Genomic DNA, 17,357 nt, shown 5'->3' on the forward strand with positions numbered 1-17,357 from the left:
ACGAGCGTGTCACTGATCGCTTCCGACCAATTCCGCATCGTTGTCGGCCTCGGCAAGAGCGGCATGTCCCTGGTTCGCTTCCTGGCGAGCCGGGGCATTGCCTTTGCGGTCGCCGACACCCGCGAGCAACCGCCGGAACTGGAAACCCTGCGCCGTGATTACCCGCAGGTGGAAGTGCGCTGTGGCGAGCTGGATGTGGATTTCCTGTGCCGCGCCAGCACGCTGTACGTGAGCCCCGGCCTGGCCCTGGCGACCCCAGCGTTGCAGCAGGCAGCGGCACGAGGCGTGACGCTGTCCGGTGACATCGAGCTGTTCGCCCGTTACGCCAAGGCGCCGATCGTGGCCATCAGTGGTTCCAACGCCAAGAGCACGGTCACCACCCTGGTCGGTGAAATGGCCGCCAAGGCGGGCAAACGTGTGGCGGTCGGCGGCAACCTCGGCACGCCGGCGCTGGACCTGCTCGATGACAGCGTGGAGCTCTACGTGATGGAGCTGTCGAGCTTCCAGCTGGAAACCACCGACCAGCTCAATGCCGAAGTGGCCACGGTGCTGAACATCAGCGAAGACCACATGGACCGCTACAGCGGCCTGCCGGCCTACCACCTGGCCAAGCACCGTATCTTCCGCGGCGCCCGGCAGGTGGTGGTGAACCGCCAGGACGCGCTGAGCCGCCCATTGCCGGTGGAAGGCCTGCCGTGCTGGACCTTCGGCCTCAATACGCCGGACTTCAAGGCCTTTGGCCTGCGCGAAGTCGACGGCGAAAAATACCTGGCCTTCGAATTCCAGACGCTCATGCCGGTGCGCGAGCTGAAGATTCGCGGTGCCCACAACCAGAGCAACGCCCTGGCGGCCCTGGCCCTCGGCCATGCCGCCGGGCTGCCGTTCGCACCCATGCTCGAAGCCCTGCGCGAGTTCAAGGGCCTGGCCCATCGCTGCCAGTGGATCCGCGAGCGCAACGGCGTGAACTGGTACGACGATTCAAAGGCCACCAACGTCGGTGCTGCACTGGCTGCCATTGAAGGCCTGGGGGCCGATATCGAAGGCAAGCTGGTACTGATTGCCGGCGGTGACGGCAAGGGTGCTGACTTCGCCGCCCTGCGCGCGCCGGTGGCGCAACATTGCCGCGCGGTGGTGCTGCTGGGCCGCGATGCCGAGCGCTTGGCGCAAACCCTTGGCGATGACGTGCTGCAGGTGCGGGTGAAAACCCTCGATGAAGCGGTGCAGCGCTGCGCCGAGCTGGCCCAGCCCGGCGATGCCGTGCTGCTGTCGCCGGCCTGCGCCAGCCTCGACATGTTCAAGAACTTCGAAGAACGCGGGCGCCTGTTCGCCCAGGCGGCGGAGGGGCTGGCATGATCTTCGGCATCCTCAAACCGTACCCGTCGCCGCTGATCAGCGGCCGTGGCATCGACCTCGACTTCCCGCTGCTGGCCGGCTGCCTGGCGCTGCTCGGCCTGGGCCTGGTGATGATCACCTCGGCGTCCTCGGAAGTGGCCGCGGTGCAGTCGGGCAACCCGCTCTATCACATGTTCCGCCACCTGGTGTACGTGGTCCTCGGCCTGGGCGCCGGGTTGATGACCATGATGGTGCCGATCGCCACCTGGCAGCGCATGGGCTTCATGATGCTGATCGGCGCCTTCGGCCTGCTGGTGATGGTGCTGGTGCCCGGTATCGGCCGCGAAGTGAACGGTTCGATGCGCTGGATCGGCTTCAGCTTCTTCAACGTCCAGCCGTCCGAGATCGCCAAGGTCTTCGTGGTCATCTACCTGGCCGGCTACCTGGTGCGCCGGCAGACCGAAGTGCGCGAAACCTGGATGGGCTTCTTCAAGCCGTTCATCGTGCTGCTGCCGATGGCCGTCCTGCTGCTGATGGAGCCGGACTTCGGCGCCACCGTGGTGATGATGGGCGCCGCTGCGGCCATGTTGTTCCTGGGCGGGGTGGGGCTGTTCCGCTTCTCGCTGATGGTGGTGCTGGCGGTGGTGTCGGTGGTGGTGCTGGTCCAGGCCCAGCCGTACCGGATGGCGCGCCTGATCACCTTTACCGACCCGTGGTCCGACCAGTTCGGCTCCGGCTACCAGCTGACCCAGGCGCTGATCGCCTTCGGCCGCGGCGAGTGGCTGGGCGTGGGCCTGGGCAACAGCGTGCAGAAGCAGTTCTACCTGCCCGAAGCGCACACCGACTTCGTGTTCTCGGTGCTGGCTGAAGAGCTGGGCGTGGTCGGCTCGCTGCTGACCGTGGCGCTGTTCGTCTTCGTCACGGTGCGCGCCCTGTACATCGGCCTGTGGGCCGAGAAGGCCAAGCAGTTCTTCGCCGCCTACATGGCGTTCGGCCTGGCCTTCCTGTGGATCGGCCAGTTCCTGATCAACATCGGCGTGAACGTCGGCCTGCTGCCGACCAAGGGCCTGACGCTGCCGTTCCTCAGCTATGGGGGCAGCTCGCTGGTGATCTGCTGCGCCTGCGTAGGGTTGTTGTTACGCATCGAGTGGGAGAGCCGAACGCACCTGGGCAGCGAGGAACACGAGTTCAACGAACACGACTTTGCCGAGGAGACCAATCATGGCCGCTGACGGCAAGAACGTATTGATCATGGCCGGCGGTACCGGCGGCCATGTGTTCCCGGCATTGGCCTGTGCCCGCGAGTTCCAGGCCCGGGGCTACAGCGTGCACTGGCTGGGCACCCCGCGCGGCATCGAGAACGAGCTGGTGCCACAGGCCGGCTTGCCCCTGCACCTGATCCAGGTCAGCGGCCTGCGCGGCAAAGGCAAGCTGTCGCTGCTCAAGGCGCCGTTCACCCTGGTCAAGGCCGTGCTGCAGGCACGGCGTATCGTCCGTGAGCTCAAACCGGTCTGCGTGATCGGCTTCGGCGGCTACGTGACCGGCCCTGGCGGTGTGGCCGCGCGGCTGTGCGGCGTGCCCCTGGTGATCCACGAACAGAACGCCCGCGCCGGTACCGCCAACCGTCTGCTCGTGCCCTTGTCGGCGCGGGTGTGCGAGGCGTTCCCGGGCACCTTCGCCGCCAGCGACAAGCTGCGCACCACCGGCAATCCGGTGCGTGCCGAGCTGTTCATGGATGCGCAGCGCGCGCCCTTGGCCGACCGCCGCGCGCGCCTGTTGGTCATGGGCGGCAGCCTGGGTGCGGAACCATTGAACAAATTGTTGCCTAAGGCCCTGTCCGAGGTGCCCGCGAACCTGCGGCCCGAGGTGTTCCACCAGGCCGGCAAGCACCATGCGCCGATCACCGCCGAGCGTTATCAGGAGGCGGGGGTCGAGGCGCAGGTAGAACCGTTCATCAAGGACATGGCCCACGCCTATGGCTGGGCCGACATGGTGGTCTGCCGGGCCGGTGCCCTGACCGTCAGCGAACTCGCGGCGGCAGGACTGCCTTCGATGCTGGTGCCCTTGCCCCACGCCATCGACGACCACCAGACCCACAACGCCCATTATCTGGCTCGTGAAGGCGCTGCCTTCCTGATGCCGCAAGCGACAACTGGCGCAGCGCAGCTCGCTGAACGCCTGAACGAGGTGCTGATGCAACCCGAGAAACTCAACACCATGGCCGGCACCGCGCGTCGCCTGGCCAAACCTGCCGCAACCAGCACCGTGGTCGATATCTGCCTGGAGGTGGCCCATGGTTGAAAGCCAGAAAGCCATGCCGCAGCCCAAGATGGGCCGTATCCGCCGTATCCACTTCGTCGGTATCGGCGGCGTGGGCATGTGCGGTATCGCCGAAGTGCTGCTGAACCTGGGCTATGAAGTGTCCGGTTCCGACCTCAAGACCTCGCCGGTCACCGAACGCCTGGAATCGTTCGGCGCCGAGATCTTCGTCGGCCACCGCGCCGAGAACGCCGCCAGCGCCGATGTGCTGGTGGTGTCCAGCGCGATCAACCCGGCCAACCCGGAAGTCGCCACCGCGCTCGAACGCCGCATCCCGGTGGTGCCGCGTGCCGAGATGCTCGCCGAGCTGATGCGCTATCGCCACGGTATCGCCGTGGCCGGCACCCACGGCAAGACCACCACCACCAGCCTGCTGGCCTCTGTGTTCGCCGCCGGTGGCCTGGACCCGACCTTCGTCATCGGTGGTCGGCTGACCGCCGCCGGCACCAATGCGCAGCTGGGCACCAGCCGCTACCTGATCGCCGAAGCCGACGAAAGCGATGCCAGCTTCCTGCACCTGCAGCCGATGGTCGCCGTGGTCACCAACATCGACGCCGACCACATGGCGACCTACGAAGGCGACTTCAACAAGCTGAAGAAGACCTTCGTCGAGTTTCTGCACAACCTGCCGTTCTACGGCCTGGCCGTGATGTGCCTGGACGACCCGGTGGTGCGCGAGATCCTGCCGCAGGTCAAGCGCCCGACGGTCACCTACGGCTTCAGCGAAGAGGCCGACATCCGCGCCATCAACGTGCGCCAGCAGGGCATGCAGACCCACTTCACCGTGCTGCGCCGCGACTGCGAGCCGCTCGAGGTGTCGGTGAACATGCCGGGCAACCACAACGTGCTCAATGCCCTGGCCACCATCGCCATCGCCACTGACGAAGGCATCAGCGACGAGGCCATCGTCCAGGGCCTGTCCGGCTTCCAGGGCGTCGGCCGACGCTTCCAGGTGTACGGCGAGCTGCCGGTCGAAGGCGGCAGCGTGATGCTGGTCGACGACTACGGCCACCACCCGACCGAAGTTGCCGCGGTGATCAAGGCCGTGCGCGGCGGCTGGCCGAGCCGCCGCCTGGTGATTGTCTACCAGCCGCACCGCTACAGCCGTACCCGCGACCTGTACGACGACTTCGTGCAGGTGCTGGGCGACGCCAACGTGCTGCTGCTGATGGAGGTCTACCCGGCCGGCGAAGAGCCGATCCCGGGCGCCGACAGCCGCCAGCTGTGCCACAGCATCCGCCAGCGCGGCAAGCTCGACCCGATCTACATCGAACGTGGCGTCGAGCTGGCGCCGCTGGTGCAGCCGCTGCTGCGCGCCGGCGACATCCTGCTGTGCCAGGGTGCCGGTGATGTCGGTGGCCTGGCCCCGCAACTGATGAAAAGCCCGCTGTTCGCTGGCGCCAAGCAGGAGAAGTCGAAATGACCAGCGCCTACGACACGCTGCATTCCACCCTCGACGTCAAAGCCTTCGGCCGCGTCGCCGTGCTGTACGGCGGCAAGAGCGCCGAGCGCGAGGTGTCGCTCAAGTCCGGCGCCGCGGTGATCGAGGCGCTGACCAGCGCCGGTGTCGACGTGGTCGGCATCGACGTGGGCGATGACCTGCTGGCGCGCCTGCAGAACGAGAAGATCGACCGCGCCTTCATCATCCTCCACGGCCGTGGCGGTGAAGACGGCAGCATGCAAGGCCTGCTCGAGTGCCTGGGCATCCCCTACACCGGCAGCGGCATCCTCGCGTCGGCCCTGGCCATGGACAAGCTGCGCACCAAGCAGGTGTGGCAGAGCCTGGGCATTCCAACCCCGCGCCACGCCGTGCTGGCCAGTGAGCAGGATTGTGTTGCCGCCAGTACGGAACTGGGCTTCCCGCTGATCGTCAAACCTGCCCATGAAGGTTCGAGCATTGGCATGGCCAAGGTGAACAGCGAGCAGGAACTGATCGCCGCCTGGCAAGACGCCGCCAAATACGATTCGCAAGTACTGGTCGAGCAATGGATTCACGGCCCGGAGTTCACCATCGCCGTGCTGCGTGGCCAGGTGCTGCCGCCGATCGCGCTGGGCACCCCGCATGTGTTCTACGACTACGACGCCAAGTACATCGCCAATGACACCCAGTACCGCATCCCGTGCGGCCTGGACAGCGTCAAGGAACAAGAGCTGATCGACCTGACCGCGCGTGCCTGCGATGCCATCGGCATCGAAGGCTGGGGCCGGCTGGACGTGATGCAGGACGAGCAGGGCCGGTTCTGGCTGCTCGAAGTCAACACCGCACCTGGCATGACCGATCATAGCCTGGTGCCCATGGCGGCCCGCGCGGCCGGCCTGGACTTCCAGCAACTGGTGCTGGCGATCCTGGCCGACAGCGTAGCGACGCGAGGTTAACAGCCATGCAAGGCGCGATGATACGTCAGCAGCAACCCGTCCCCGGCCGCAGCAAGCCGGTGCCGCGTGGTGCCAGCCGACTGGTGGCCGACGAGCCCGTATCGGCGCGCCTGCCCCGTCCCAACTTCGGCGGCCTCAAGCGCCTGTTGTGGCCGGTGCTGCTGGTGGCTGCAGGCTTTGGCGCCTATGAAGGCGCGATCCGCCTGATGCCGTATGCCGACCGGCCGATCACCAAGATCGCCGTGCAGGGCGACCTCAGCTACATCAGCCAGCAGGCGGTGCAGCAGCGTATCGCGCCCTACGTGGCGGCGAGCTTCTTCACCGTTGACCTGACGGCCATGCGCGTCGAGCTGGAGCAGATGCCGTGGATCGCCCACGCCGAAGTGCGCAGGGTCTGGCCGGACGAAGTGGTAATCCGCCTGGAAGAACAGTTGCCGGTGGCGCGCTGGGGTGACGAGGCCCTGCTCAACAACCAGGGCCAGGCCTTCACCCCGCGCGAGCTGGCCAACTACGAGCATCTGCCGCAGCTGTTCGGGCCGCAGCGGGCTCAGCAACAAGTCATGCAGCAGTATCAGGTATTGAGCCAGATGCTGCGCCCCATGGGCTTTTCCATCGCTCGCCTGGAGCTGCGCGAGCGAGGCAGCTGGTTCCTGACCACTGGCGCGGGCAGCGCCGGGCCAGGCATCGAACTGCTGTTGGGGCGCGACCATCTGGTGGAGAAAATGCGCCGTTTCATTGCCATTTACGACAAAACGCTTAAAGACCAGATCACCACTATCGCCCGCATCGATCTGCGTTACGCCAACGGTCTGGCCGTTGGTTGGCGGGAACCGATTGCACCGACGACGGCCCAACCCGCCGTTGCGAAGAATTAGAGAGAGGCAGGACCATGGCAAACGCGCATAGCGGCAAAATGATCGTCGGGCTGGACATTGGCACCTCCAAGGTGGTGGCGCTGGTGGGTGAAGTCGGCGAAGACGGTACCCTGGAAATCGTCGGTATCGGTACTCACCCGTCCCGCGGCCTGAAGAAGGGCGTGGTGGTGAACATCGAGTCCACCGTGCAATCGATCCAGCGCGCCGTGGAAGAGGCCCAGCTGATGGCCGGTTGCCGCATTCACTCGGCGTTCGTCGGGGTTGCCGGCAACCACATCCGCAGCCTGAACTCCCACGGCATCGTCGCCATCCGCGATCGCGAAGTCAGCACGGCCGACCTTGAACGCGTACTCGACGCGGCCCAGGCCGTGGCGATTCCGGCCGACCAGCGCGTGTTGCACACCCTGCCGCAGGACTACGTGATCGACAACCAGGAAGGCGTGCGCGAGCCACTGGGCATGTCCGGCGTGCGTCTGGAGGCCAAGGTCCACGTGGTCACCTGCGCGGTCAACGCCGCGCAGAACATCGAGAAGTGCGTGCGCCGCTGTGGCCTGGAGATCGACGACATCATCCTCGAGCAGCTGGCCTCGGCGTACTCGGTGCTGACCGACGACGAGAAAGAGCTGGGCGTGTGCCTGGTGGACATCGGCGGTGGCACCACCGACATCGCCATCTTCACCGAAGGCGCGATCCGCCACACCGCGGTGATCCCGATCGCCGGCGACCAGGTCACCAACGACATTGCCATGGCCCTGCGCACACCTACGCAGTACGCCGAGGAAATCAAGATCCGCTACGCCTGCGCCCTGGCCAAACTGGCTGGCGCCGGCGAGACCATCAAGGTGCCGAGCGTGGGCGACCGCCCACCGCGCGAGCTGTCGCGCCAGGCCCTGGCCGAGGTCGTCGAGCCCCGTTACGACGAGCTCTTCACCCTGATCCAGGCCGAGCTGCGCCGCAGCGGCTACGAGGACCTGGTGCCGGCCGGCATCGTCCTCACCGGCGGTACCGCGAAAATGGAAGGCGCCGTGGAACTGGCCGAGGAAATCTTCCACATGCCGGTACGCCTGGGCGTACCGCACAGCGTTCGGGGGCTGAGCGACGTGGTGCGCAACCCGATCTATTCCACCGGCGTGGGCCTGCTCACCTACGGGCTGCAGAAGCAGTCCGAGGACCTGTCCCTGACCGGCATCAGCAACAGCAGCAACAACAGCTATGGCGATGAACCGAAGGCCCCGGTGCTTGAACGACTCAAGCGTTGGGTCCAGGGCAACTTCTAAGTTTCAAAGCAGTAGTGGTAGGCGCAATAACTAGAGAACTGTAAGGAGAGGGAAAATGTTCGAGCTCGTAGACAACGTCCCGCAAAGCCCGGTCATCAAGGTGATCGGTGTGGGCGGTGGCGGCGGCAACGCCGTTAACCACATGGTCAAAAGCAACATTGAAGGCGTCGAGTTCATCTGCGCCAACACGGATGCCCAGGCGCTTAAAAACATCGGCGCGCGCACCATTCTGCAACTGGGTACCGGCGTGACCAAGGGCCTGGGCGCAGGTGCCAATCCGGAAGTCGGCCGTCAGGCCGCGCTGGAAGACCGTGAGCGTATCGCCGAAGTGCTGCAGGGCACCAACATGGTGTTCATCACCACTGGCATGGGTGGTGGTACCGGTACCGGTGCTGCGCCGATCATCGCCGAAGTGGCCAAGGAAATGGGCATCCTCACCGTTGCAGTGGTGACCCGTCCGTTCCCGTTCGAAGGCCGCAAGCGCATGCAGATCGCCGACGAAGGCATCCGCATGCTGGCTGACAGCGTCGACTCGCTGATCACCATCCCCAACGAGAAGCTGCTGACCATCCTGGGCAAGGATGCAAGCCTGCTGTCCGCCTTCGCCAAGGCCGACGACGTGCTGGCCGGCGCCGTGCGCGGTATCTCCGACATCATCAAGCGCCCTGGCATGATCAACGTCGACTTTGCCGACGTGCGCACCGTGATGAGCGAAATGGGCATGGCCATGATGGGTACCGGTTGCGCCAGCGGCCCGAACCGCGCCCGCGAAGCCACCGAGGCGGCGATCCGCAACCCGTTGCTCGAAGACGTCAACCTGCAGGGCGCCCGCGGCATCCTGGTGAACATCACCGCAGGCCCCGACCTGTCGCTGGGTGAGTACTCCGACGTGGGTAGCATCATCGAAGCCTTCGCCTCCGACCACGCCATGGTCAAGGTGGGTACCGTGATCGATCCGGACATGCGCGACGAACTGCACGTGACCGTGGTCGCTACTGGCCTGGGTGCGCGCATCGAGAAGCCGGTCAAGGTGGTCGACAACACCCTGCAGACCGCTCAGCAGGTTTACGAGTCCTCCAACCCGGCCCCGGTTCGCCAGGAGCAGCCAGCCGTCAACTACCGTGATCTGGAGCGCCCGACGGTGATGCGCAACCAGGCCCATGCAGGTGCCGCGGCGGCCGCTAAACTCAACCCACAGGACGATCTGGACTACCTGGATATCCCTGCGTTCCTGCGTCGTCAGGCCGATTGATGGAATTTATCAGGGGTATAAGGGTGATTGGTGTTCAGCAAAGGCCGGGTCTGTTATCATCCCCAGCCTTTGTTGATACCTGTTCGCATTATTTGCGCTGAAGCGGCCAATGCCATGATTAGACAACGCACCCTGAAGAATACCATCCGTGCCACGGGCGTCGGCCTGCACTCCGGGGAGAAGGTCTACCTGACCCTCAAGCCTGCGCCTGTCGACACCGGCATCGTCTTCCGCCGCGCCGACCTCGACCCTGTGGTCGAAATCCCGGCGCGCGCGGCCAACGTCGGCGAGACCACCATGTCTACGACGCTGGTCAACGGTGACGTCAAAGTCGATACGGTCGAGCACCTGCTCTCCGCCATGGCGGGCCTGGGCATCGATAACGCCTACGTCGAGCTCTCCGCCTCGGAAGTGCCGATCATGGATGGCAGCGCCGGACCTTTCGTATTCCTGATCCAATCGGCCGGCCTGGAAGAACAGGACGCACCGAAGAAGTTCATTCGCATCCTGCGCGAAGTGACAGTGGAAGAGGGCGACAAGCGCGCCACTTTCCTGCCGTTCGACGGGTTCAAGGTGAGCTTCGAGATCGACTTCGATCACCCGGTCCTCAAGGGCCAGACCCAAAGCGCGTCTGTAGACTTCTCCAGCACTTCGTTCGTGAAGGAAGTCAGCCGCGCGCGGACCTTCGGGTTCATGCGTGACATCGAGTACCTGCGCAAGCACAACCTTGCGCTGGGCGGCAGTGTCGAGAACGCCATCGTGGTCGATGAGACCGGCGTACTCAACGAAGACGGCCTTCGTTCCGAAGACGAATTCGTCAAGCACAAGATCCTCGATGCCATCGGCGACCTTTACCTGCTGGGCAACAGCCTGATCGGCGAGTTCAAGGGCTACAAGTCTGGCCACTCGTTGAACAACCAGCTGCTGCGCAAGCTGATTGCTGAAACTGACGCCTGGGAAGTGGTGTTCTTCGAAGATGCCAGCACGGCACCGATCTCGTACATGCGCCCTGTTGCGGCTGTGTAAGTTCGAACACTCTCTAGTTGTTGATCAAGGCCACCTTCGGGTGGCCTTTTTTATTTTCGCATTCAGTCGCTGTACGGCTTCTGTAGTAGGGGCAACTGTCTTACTCAACTGCTAAAGCTAGCGCGATCCCTGTGGGGGCGGGCTTGCCCCGCGAACACGGGCGAAGCCCGTGCCATCCACCGTAGCGCATGCTTCCCGGGTAAAACCGCTCCCACAGGCCGCAGTCAGTTCGGACGTGTTCAGTCTTTGTTCTGGGCGTGCGCGGCCAGTCGTTCCAGTGCGGCCTTGAGCTTCGGGTCGCTGATGCCTTCGGCTGAGCCGCGGATACTTTCGGCGGCAGTTTCCGAAAGTTCCGGCCCCTGACCCTCGCGTTTGGCCGACACCAGCGGCGGCTGCACCTTGAACAGGATCCGCGTCAGGTTGGCAAAGGCTTCCAGCGCCAACAGCTGACGCTGCAGGCGCTTCTGCTGGTAGCGCAGGCGGGTGGCCCAGTGGCCGTCGGTGACCACCAGCAACAAGGTGCCCTCTTTCCACGACGCCACATGGCAATGCTCGCGGGCGGCCGGTTGCAGCTGGCTTTCCAGCAGGCGCTGCAGATGCTCCAGGCGCTCGGCCTGGTTGAGCAACAGGCGCAGCGGCCGGGCCTTGCGCAGCAGGTCGGCGGGCGGGCGGGCGGGGGAGGGTTTGTAGGCCATGAGTACGCAGGGGGTTACAAAACCGGCAGTCTAACAGTTGCGACCTCATCGCGGGGCGCGTGGGAGCGGGCTTGCCCCGCGATAGCGTTCGATCAGGCAGTGACAGTCACTTATTGATGCAAGTCATTCTCGATACGTTTCATCTTCCGCCGCCTTGAACTTGGCGAAAAAGCCCTTATGTTAGGCAGGCCCCATACATACGCTGTGCCAGTATCGTGGAAATCCACCACTTTCCTCACAATCGTTTCCGGGTAGAATGCTCGTTCGCATGCGGCCTCTGGGCTGCACGGGCGACTCATGGGGCCGCCCTCCATCCCTACGTGTGGAAGATCCTGCCGATATGTTTGCGCCTTTGTTAAAGAAACTTTTTGGAAGCAAGAACGAGCGCGAGATCAAACGCCTGCTCAAGACGGTGAGCACCGTCAATGCCTTCGAAGAGAAGATGGTGGCCCTCTCCGACGAACAGCTGCGGGGCAAGACCGCAGAGTTCAAAGAGCGCCTGGCCAAAGGCGAAACCCTCGACCAGCTGTTGCCTGAAGCCTTCGCCGTGGCCCGTGAGGCCGGCAAGCGCGTGATGGGCATGCGTCACTTCGACGTTCAGCTGATCGGCGGTATGACCCTGCACGAAGGCATGATCGCAGAAATGCGTACCGGTGAAGGCAAGACCTTGGTCGGTACCCTGGCCGTGTATCTCAACGCGCTGTCCGGCAAGGGCGTGCACGTGGTCACGGTCAACGACTACCTGGCCCGCCGTGACGCCAACTGGATGCGCCCGCTGTACGAATTCCTCGGTCTGACCGTGGGTATCGTTTCGGCATTCCAGCCGCCGGAAGAAAAACGCGCCGCCTACGCCGCCGACATCACCTACGGCACCAACAACGAATTCGGCTTCGACTACCTGCGCGACAACATGGCGTTCAGCGTCGACGAGAAGTTCCAGCGTGAGCTGAACTTCGCCGTGATCGACGAAGTCGACTCCATCCTCATCGACGAAGCGCGTACCCCGCTGATCATCTCCGGTCAGGCCGAAGACAGCTCCAAGCTGTACATCGAGATCAACCGCCTGATCCCGCGCCTCACCCAGCACATCGAGGAAGTCGAAGGCCAGGTGACCCAAGAGGGCCACTACAGCATCGACGAGAAGAGCCGCCAGGTCGAACTCAACGAGGCTGGCCACCAGTTCATCGAGGACATGCTCACCCAGTCCGGCCTGCTGGCCGAGGGCGAGAGCCTGTACTCCGCGCATAACCTGGGCCTGCTGACCCACGTCTACGCCGGCCTGCGCGCGCACAAGCTGTTCCACCGCAACGTCGAGTACATCGTCCAGGAAGGCCAGATCCTCCTGATCGACGAGCACACCGGCCGTACCATGCCGGGCCGTCGCCTGTCCGAAGGCCTGCACCAGGCCATCGAAGCGAAGGAAAACCTGAACATTCAGGCCGAAAGCCAGACCCTGGCTTCCACCACCTTCCAGAACTACTTCCGCCTCTACACCAAGCTGTCCGGCATGACCGGTACCGCCGACACCGAAGCGTTCGAGTTCGCCCAGATCTACAACCTCAACGTGATGGTCATCCCACCGAACAAGCCGTTGGCCCGTAAGGACTTCAACGACCTGGTGTACCTGACCGCCGATGAGAAGTACGCCGCGATCATCGCCGACATCAAGGAAAGCATGGCCCAGGGCCGCCCTGTGCTGGTCGGTACCGCGACCATCGAAACCTCCGAGCACATGTCCAACCTGCTCAAGAAGGAAGGCATCGATCACAAGGTCCTGAACGCCAAGTACCACGAAAAAGAAGCCGAGATCATCGCCCAGGCCGGTGCCCCGGGTGCGCTGACCATCGCCACCAACATGGCCGGCCGTGGTACCGACATTCTGCTCGGCGGTAACTGGGAGGCCGAAGTCGCCGCCCTGGACAACCCGAGCGCCGAGCAGATCGCCAAGATCAAGGCCGACTGGCAGAAGCGTCACCAGCAGGTCCTGGAAGCCGGTGGCCTGCACGTGATCGCCTCCGAACGCCACGAATCGCGCCGTATCGACAACCAGCTGCGTGGCCGTGCCGGCCGTCAGGGTGACGCCGGCTCCAGCCGCTTCTACCTGTCGCTGGAAGACAGCCTGATGCGCATCTTCGCCTCTGACCGGGTGAAGAACTTCATGAAGGCCTTGGGCATGCAGTCCGGTGAAGCCATCGAGCACCGCATGGTCACCAACGCCATTGAAAAAGCCCAGCGCAAGGTCGAAGGCCGCAACTTCGATATTCGTAAGCAGCTGCTTGAATACGACGACGTGGCCAACGAACAGCGCAAGGTGATCTACCACATGCGCAACAGCCTGCTGGCCGCCGAAAACATCGGCGACACCATCGCCGAGTTCCGCCAGGAAGTGCTCGATGCCACCATCAGCCAGCACATTCCGCCGCAGTCGCTGCCTGAACAGTGGGACGTTGCCGGCCTCGAGGCTTCGCTGGCCAGCGATTTCGCCATCAAGCTGCCGATCCAGCAGTGGCTCGACGAGGACGATCACCTCTACGAAGAAACGCTGCGCGAGAAGCTGATCACCGAGATCACCAGCGCCTACAACGAGAAAGAGGACCAGGCTGGCGAAGACGCGCTGCGTACCTTCGAGAAGCAGATCCTGCTGCGCGTACTGGACGACCTGTGGAAAGACCACCTGTCGACCATGGACCACCTGCGTCACGGCATTCACCTGCGTGGTTACGCGCAGAAGAACCCGAAGCAGGAGTACAAGCGCGAGTCGTTCACCCTGTTCCAGGAACTGCTGGACTCGATCAAGCGCGACACCATCCGCGTGCTTTCGCACGTTCAAGTACGTCGCGAAGACCCGGTCGAAGAAGAAGCCCGCCTGCGCCGCGAAGCAGAGGAGCTGGCCAGCCGCATGCAGTTCCAGCACGCTGCCGCCCCTGGCCTGGAAAGCGAGCAACTGGCTGAAGAAGGCGCCGAAGTGGCCGTGGCCGCCGCGCCTGTGCGTAACGACCTCAAGCTGGGCCGCAACGAGCCGTGCTGGTGTGGTTCGGGCAAGAAATTCAAGCACTGCCATGGTCAGATCGAGTGATCTGATCTCACCATTGGCTTGAGATCCCGGGGCTGCGTCGCAGCCCATCGCGACACAAGGCCGCTCCTACAGGAATCGCAACAACCCTGTAGGAGCGGCCTTGTGTCGCGAAAGGGCCGCACAACGGCCCCAATTCCCCACGTATTTTCTAGGAGCGCTCTAATGGCTGTTGGTCTTGGTCCTTTGCCCACCCTGCACCCGGTTCCCGGTTTCGAACTCGGCATCGCTTCGGCGGGCATCAAGCGCCCCGGGCGCAAGGATGTGGTGGTGATGCGCTGTGCCGAAGGCTCCAGCGTTGCCGGCGTGTTCACCCTCAACGCGTTCTGCGCCGCACCGGTGATCCTCTCCAAGCAGCGCGTGCAGGGCACCGTGCGCTACCTGCTGACCAACACCGGCAATGCCAACGCCGGCACCGGCGCCCCAGGCCTGGCCGCCGCTGAGCGCACCTGCGCCAAACTGGCCGAACTGACCGGCGTGCCTGCCGAGTCGGTACTGCCGTTCTCCACCGGCGTGATCGGTGAGCCGCTGCCGGTCGAGAAGATCGAAGGCGCGTTGCAGGCAGCCCTCGACAACCTGTCCGAGAACCACTGGGCCGAAGCCGCCACCGGCATCATGACCACCGACACCCTGCCCAAGGGTGCCAGCCGCCAGTTCCAGTTCGACGGCAAGACCATCACCGTCACCGGTATCAGCAAAGGCGCCGGCATGATCCGCCCGAACATGGCCACCATGCTCGGCTACATCGCCACCGACGCCAAGGTTGCACCGCAGGTGCTCAAAGACCTGATGCTCGACGGCGCCAACAAGTCGTTCAACCGCATCACCATCGACGGCGACACCTCGACCAACGACTGCTGCATGCTGATCGCCACCGGCAAGGCCGACGTGCCGGAAGTGACCGAAGCCCGCGGCGAGCTGTTCGAGGCGCTGAAAAAGGCCGTGTTCGAAGTGTGCATGGACGTGGCCCAGGCCATCGTGCGTGACGGCGAAGGCGCCACCAAGTTCGTCACCGTGCAAGTCAACGGCGGCGGCAACCACCAGGAATGCCTGGACGTCGGCTACGCCGTGGCCCACTCGCCGCTGATCAAGACCGCGCTGTTCGCCTCCGACCCGAACTGGGGCCGCATCCTCGCCGCGGTAGGCCGTGCCGGCGTGCCAGAGCTGGATGTCAGCCTGATCGACGTCTACCTCGACAACGTCTGCATCGCCAGCCAGGGCGGTCGCAACCCGAGCTACACCGAGGCGCAGGGTTCTGCAGTGATGGCCCAGGAAGAGATCACCATCCGCATCGAGCTGGGCCGTGGCCAGTGCCGCGAAACCATCTGGACCACCGACCTGTCCCACGAGTACGTGAAGATCAACGCCGAATACCGCACCTGATCCGACCCATCGCGGGGCAAGCCCGCTCCCACGCTAGCAGGCCTACAAGCCTAAAGGCCTACAGCGTGGGAGCGGGCTTGCCCCGCGATGCTCCCTCCGCCATGCAACATGGAGCCGCCCCATGAGCTATCACCTGATCATCGGCGACAAGCTGTATTCCTCCTGGTCGCTGCGCGGCGCCCTGGCCCTCGAACTGGCCGGCGCGCCCTACCAAGAAACCCTGGTCAAACTCAACCAGCCCGACACCCGCCAACGCCTGCTGGCGTTCTCGGCCACCGGCAAGGTACCGCTGCTCAAGACCGAGCACGGCGTGATCGCCGACTCCCTGGCCATCGCCGAATACCTCAACGAACAGCATCCTGACGCCAGGCTCTGGCCTGAAGACGTCGCCGCCCGCGCCCAGGCGCGTTCGGCCTGCGCGCAGATGCACAGCGGCTTCTTCGCCCTGCGCGGTGCCATGCCGTTCGACCTGTCCCGCGACCAGGCGCTGGAGAACGTGCCGCTGGACGTGCAAGTCGATATCGACCGCATTGTCGCCCTGTGGTCCGAGTGCCGTCTGGTGGCCAAGGACCAAGGCCCGTTCCTGTTCGGCCGGCCGACCCTGGCCGATGCCTTCTTTGCCCCGGTGGCCGTGCGCCTGCGCACCTACCGCGTTGCAGTGCCCGCCGAAGCTGCGGCCTACATCGAAACCATTTACCAGTGGCCGGCCTTCCAGGCCTGGCAGCAGGCTGGCCTGGCGGAGCGTGCAGGGTGAAGCGGATTCATGTGGTTGCTGCCGTCATCCGAGGCGCCGACGGGCGCATCCTGATCGCCCGCCGTGCCGACACCCAGCACCAGGGCGGCCTGTGGGAGTTCCCCGGCGGCAAGCTGGAGGAGGGCGAGGGCGTCGAGGCGGCGCTGGCCCGTGAGCTGCGCGAAGAGCTGGGTATCGAGGTCAGCCGTTCGCGGCCGTTGATCAAGGTCAGCCACGACTACCCGGACAAGCAGGTGCTGCTGGATGTGCGCGAGGTGGATGCCTTCACCGGCGAGCCCCATGGCGCGGAAGGCCAGCCGTTGGCCTGGGTGGCGCCACGCGACCTGGGCCAGTACGACTTCCCTGAAGCCAACAAGCCGATCGTCGCCGCCGCGCGCCTGCCGGATCAGTACCTGATCACGCCGGATGGGCTGGAGGTGCCGGAGCTGCTCAAGGGCATCCAGAAGGCCGTGGCCAATGGCATCAAGCTGATCCAGCTGCGCGCCCCGGACATGTACGACCCCAAGTACCGCGACGTTGCCGTGGATGCGGTCGGGCTGTGCGCCGGCAAGGCCCAACTGATGCTCAAGGGGCCGTTGGAGTGGCTGGGCGACTTCCCGGCGGCCGGTTGGCACCTCACGGCGGCGCAGCTGCGCAAGTACGCCGCCAAAGGCCGCCCGTTCCCGGAGAACCGCTGGCTGGCGGCGTCCTGCCACAGCGCCGAAGAACTGGCGCTAGCCGAGCAGATGGGCGTGGATTTCGTCACCCTGTCGCCAGTGCAGGCGACCCAGACGCATCCGGATGCCACACCGCTCGGTTGGGATGAGGCGCGGCGCTTGATCGGCACGACGAGCCGCCCGGTGTTCCTGTTGGGTGGGGTCGGGCCGGGTGAGCGGGAGCAGGCCTGGGATGCCGGGGCACAAGGTGTTGCCGGGATTCGGGCGTTCTGGCCTGAGATCTGAGTGCGCTGGCAATCGCGGGGCAAGCCCGCTCCCACGCTAGAGTGTGTAACTGGC

Annotated in this window: 14 protein-coding genes; 13 read left to right on the plus strand and 1 reads right to left on the minus strand. The window is 64.7% G+C overall.

Annotation, left to right across the window (positions count from 1 at the left end):
• Window positions 1-6 precede the first annotated feature (6 nt).
• The 9 genes from murD (at window position 7) to lpxC (ending at window position 10,457) form a co-directional block, all read left to right on the plus strand.
• Window positions 7-1,353, plus strand: a complete 1,347-nt coding sequence (gene murD, locus ACO6VM_RS13345; protein WP_401058657.1) for a UDP-N-acetylmuramoyl-L-alanine--D-glutamate ligase — start codon at window positions 7-9, stop codon at window positions 1,351-1,353.
• Window positions 1,350-2,564 (plus strand): putative lipid II flippase FtsW, encoded by a 1,215-nt coding sequence (ftsW, locus tag ACO6VM_RS13350; RefSeq protein ID WP_401058659.1) that lies wholly within the window; start codon window positions 1,350-1,352, stop codon window positions 2,562-2,564. Before murD ends, ftsW begins: the two co-directional genes overlap by 4 nt.
• On the plus strand, window positions 2,554-3,633 hold the full coding sequence (gene murG, locus ACO6VM_RS13355; RefSeq protein ID WP_153788221.1) for an undecaprenyldiphospho-muramoylpentapeptide beta-N-acetylglucosaminyltransferase: 1,080 nt from the start codon (window positions 2,554-2,556) through the stop codon (window positions 3,631-3,633). Before ftsW ends, murG begins: the two co-directional genes overlap by 11 nt.
• On the plus strand, window positions 3,626-5,074 hold the full coding sequence (gene murC, locus ACO6VM_RS13360) for a UDP-N-acetylmuramate--L-alanine ligase (RefSeq protein ID WP_422403410.1): 1,449 nt from the start codon (window positions 3,626-3,628) through the stop codon (window positions 5,072-5,074). The genes murG and murC overlap by 8 nt, the downstream gene beginning before the upstream one ends.
• Window positions 5,071-6,027 carry a D-alanine--D-alanine ligase gene (locus tag ACO6VM_RS13365; RefSeq protein WP_401058662.1) on the plus strand — a complete coding sequence of 319 codons (957 nt, stop codon included), beginning with the start codon at window positions 5,071-5,073 and terminating at the stop codon, window positions 6,025-6,027. Before murC ends, ACO6VM_RS13365 begins: the two co-directional genes overlap by 4 nt.
• A 5-nt stretch (window positions 6,028-6,032) precedes the next feature.
• The gene (locus ACO6VM_RS13370; RefSeq protein ID WP_153788216.1) at window positions 6,033-6,902 is read left to right on the plus strand and encodes a cell division protein FtsQ/DivIB; all 870 of its coding nucleotides are present in this window, start codon (window positions 6,033-6,035) and stop codon (window positions 6,900-6,902) included.
• Window positions 6,903-6,916: 14 nt separating this feature from the next.
• On the plus strand, window positions 6,917-8,179 hold the full coding sequence (gene ftsA, locus ACO6VM_RS13375; protein WP_110991616.1) for a cell division protein FtsA: 1,263 nt from the start codon (window positions 6,917-6,919) through the stop codon (window positions 8,177-8,179).
• A 55-nt stretch (window positions 8,180-8,234) separates the two neighbouring features.
• A complete protein-coding gene (gene ftsZ / locus ACO6VM_RS13380) occupies window positions 8,235-9,431 on the plus strand; it encodes a cell division protein FtsZ (protein WP_110991615.1) in 1,197 nt (398 codons plus the stop codon).
• Window positions 9,432-9,545: 114 nt separating this feature from the next.
• Window positions 9,546-10,457, plus strand: a complete 912-nt coding sequence (lpxC, locus tag ACO6VM_RS13385; RefSeq protein WP_110991614.1) for a UDP-3-O-acyl-N-acetylglucosamine deacetylase — start codon at window positions 9,546-9,548, stop codon at window positions 10,455-10,457.
• Window positions 10,458-10,696: 239 nt separating this feature from the next.
• On the opposite strand, the gene ACO6VM_RS13390 is transcribed toward lpxC, so the two are convergent.
• Window positions 10,697-11,152, minus strand: a complete 456-nt coding sequence (locus tag ACO6VM_RS13390; protein ID WP_422403411.1) for a DUF721 domain-containing protein — start codon at window positions 11,150-11,152, stop codon at window positions 10,697-10,699.
• A gap of 340 nt (window positions 11,153-11,492) precedes the next feature.
• Here ACO6VM_RS13390 and secA point away from each other — a divergent pair, with 340 nt between their 5' ends.
• The 4 genes from secA to ACO6VM_RS13410 all read left to right on the plus strand — a co-directional run bounded on the left by secA (window position 11,493) and on the right by ACO6VM_RS13410 (window position 17,303).
• Complete coding sequence (secA, locus tag ACO6VM_RS13395) at window positions 11,493-14,228, plus strand: preprotein translocase subunit SecA (RefSeq protein WP_125857539.1); 2,736 nt, start codon at window positions 11,493-11,495, stop codon at window positions 14,226-14,228.
• A 162-nt stretch (window positions 14,229-14,390) separates the two neighbouring features.
• Window positions 14,391-15,608, plus strand: coding sequence for a bifunctional glutamate N-acetyltransferase/amino-acid acetyltransferase ArgJ (gene argJ, locus ACO6VM_RS13400; RefSeq protein WP_401058666.1), 1,218 nt, complete (start codon window positions 14,391-14,393; stop codon window positions 15,606-15,608).
• Between the two features lie 121 nt (window positions 15,609-15,729).
• Window positions 15,730-16,362, plus strand: coding sequence for a glutathione S-transferase family protein (locus ACO6VM_RS13405; protein WP_401058668.1), 633 nt, complete (start codon window positions 15,730-15,732; stop codon window positions 16,360-16,362).
• Entirely contained in the window at window positions 16,359-17,303 is a 945-nt protein-coding gene (locus ACO6VM_RS13410) for a Nudix family hydrolase (protein WP_401058669.1), read from the plus strand. The genes ACO6VM_RS13405 and ACO6VM_RS13410 overlap by 4 nt, the downstream gene beginning before the upstream one ends.
• Window positions 17,304-17,357: the final 54 nt, after the last annotated feature.

This window comes from Pseudomonas sp. GZD-209 (genome assembly GCF_049310485.1).
GTDB lineage: Bacteria > Pseudomonadota > Gammaproteobacteria > Pseudomonadales > Pseudomonadaceae > Aquipseudomonas > Aquipseudomonas sichuanensis.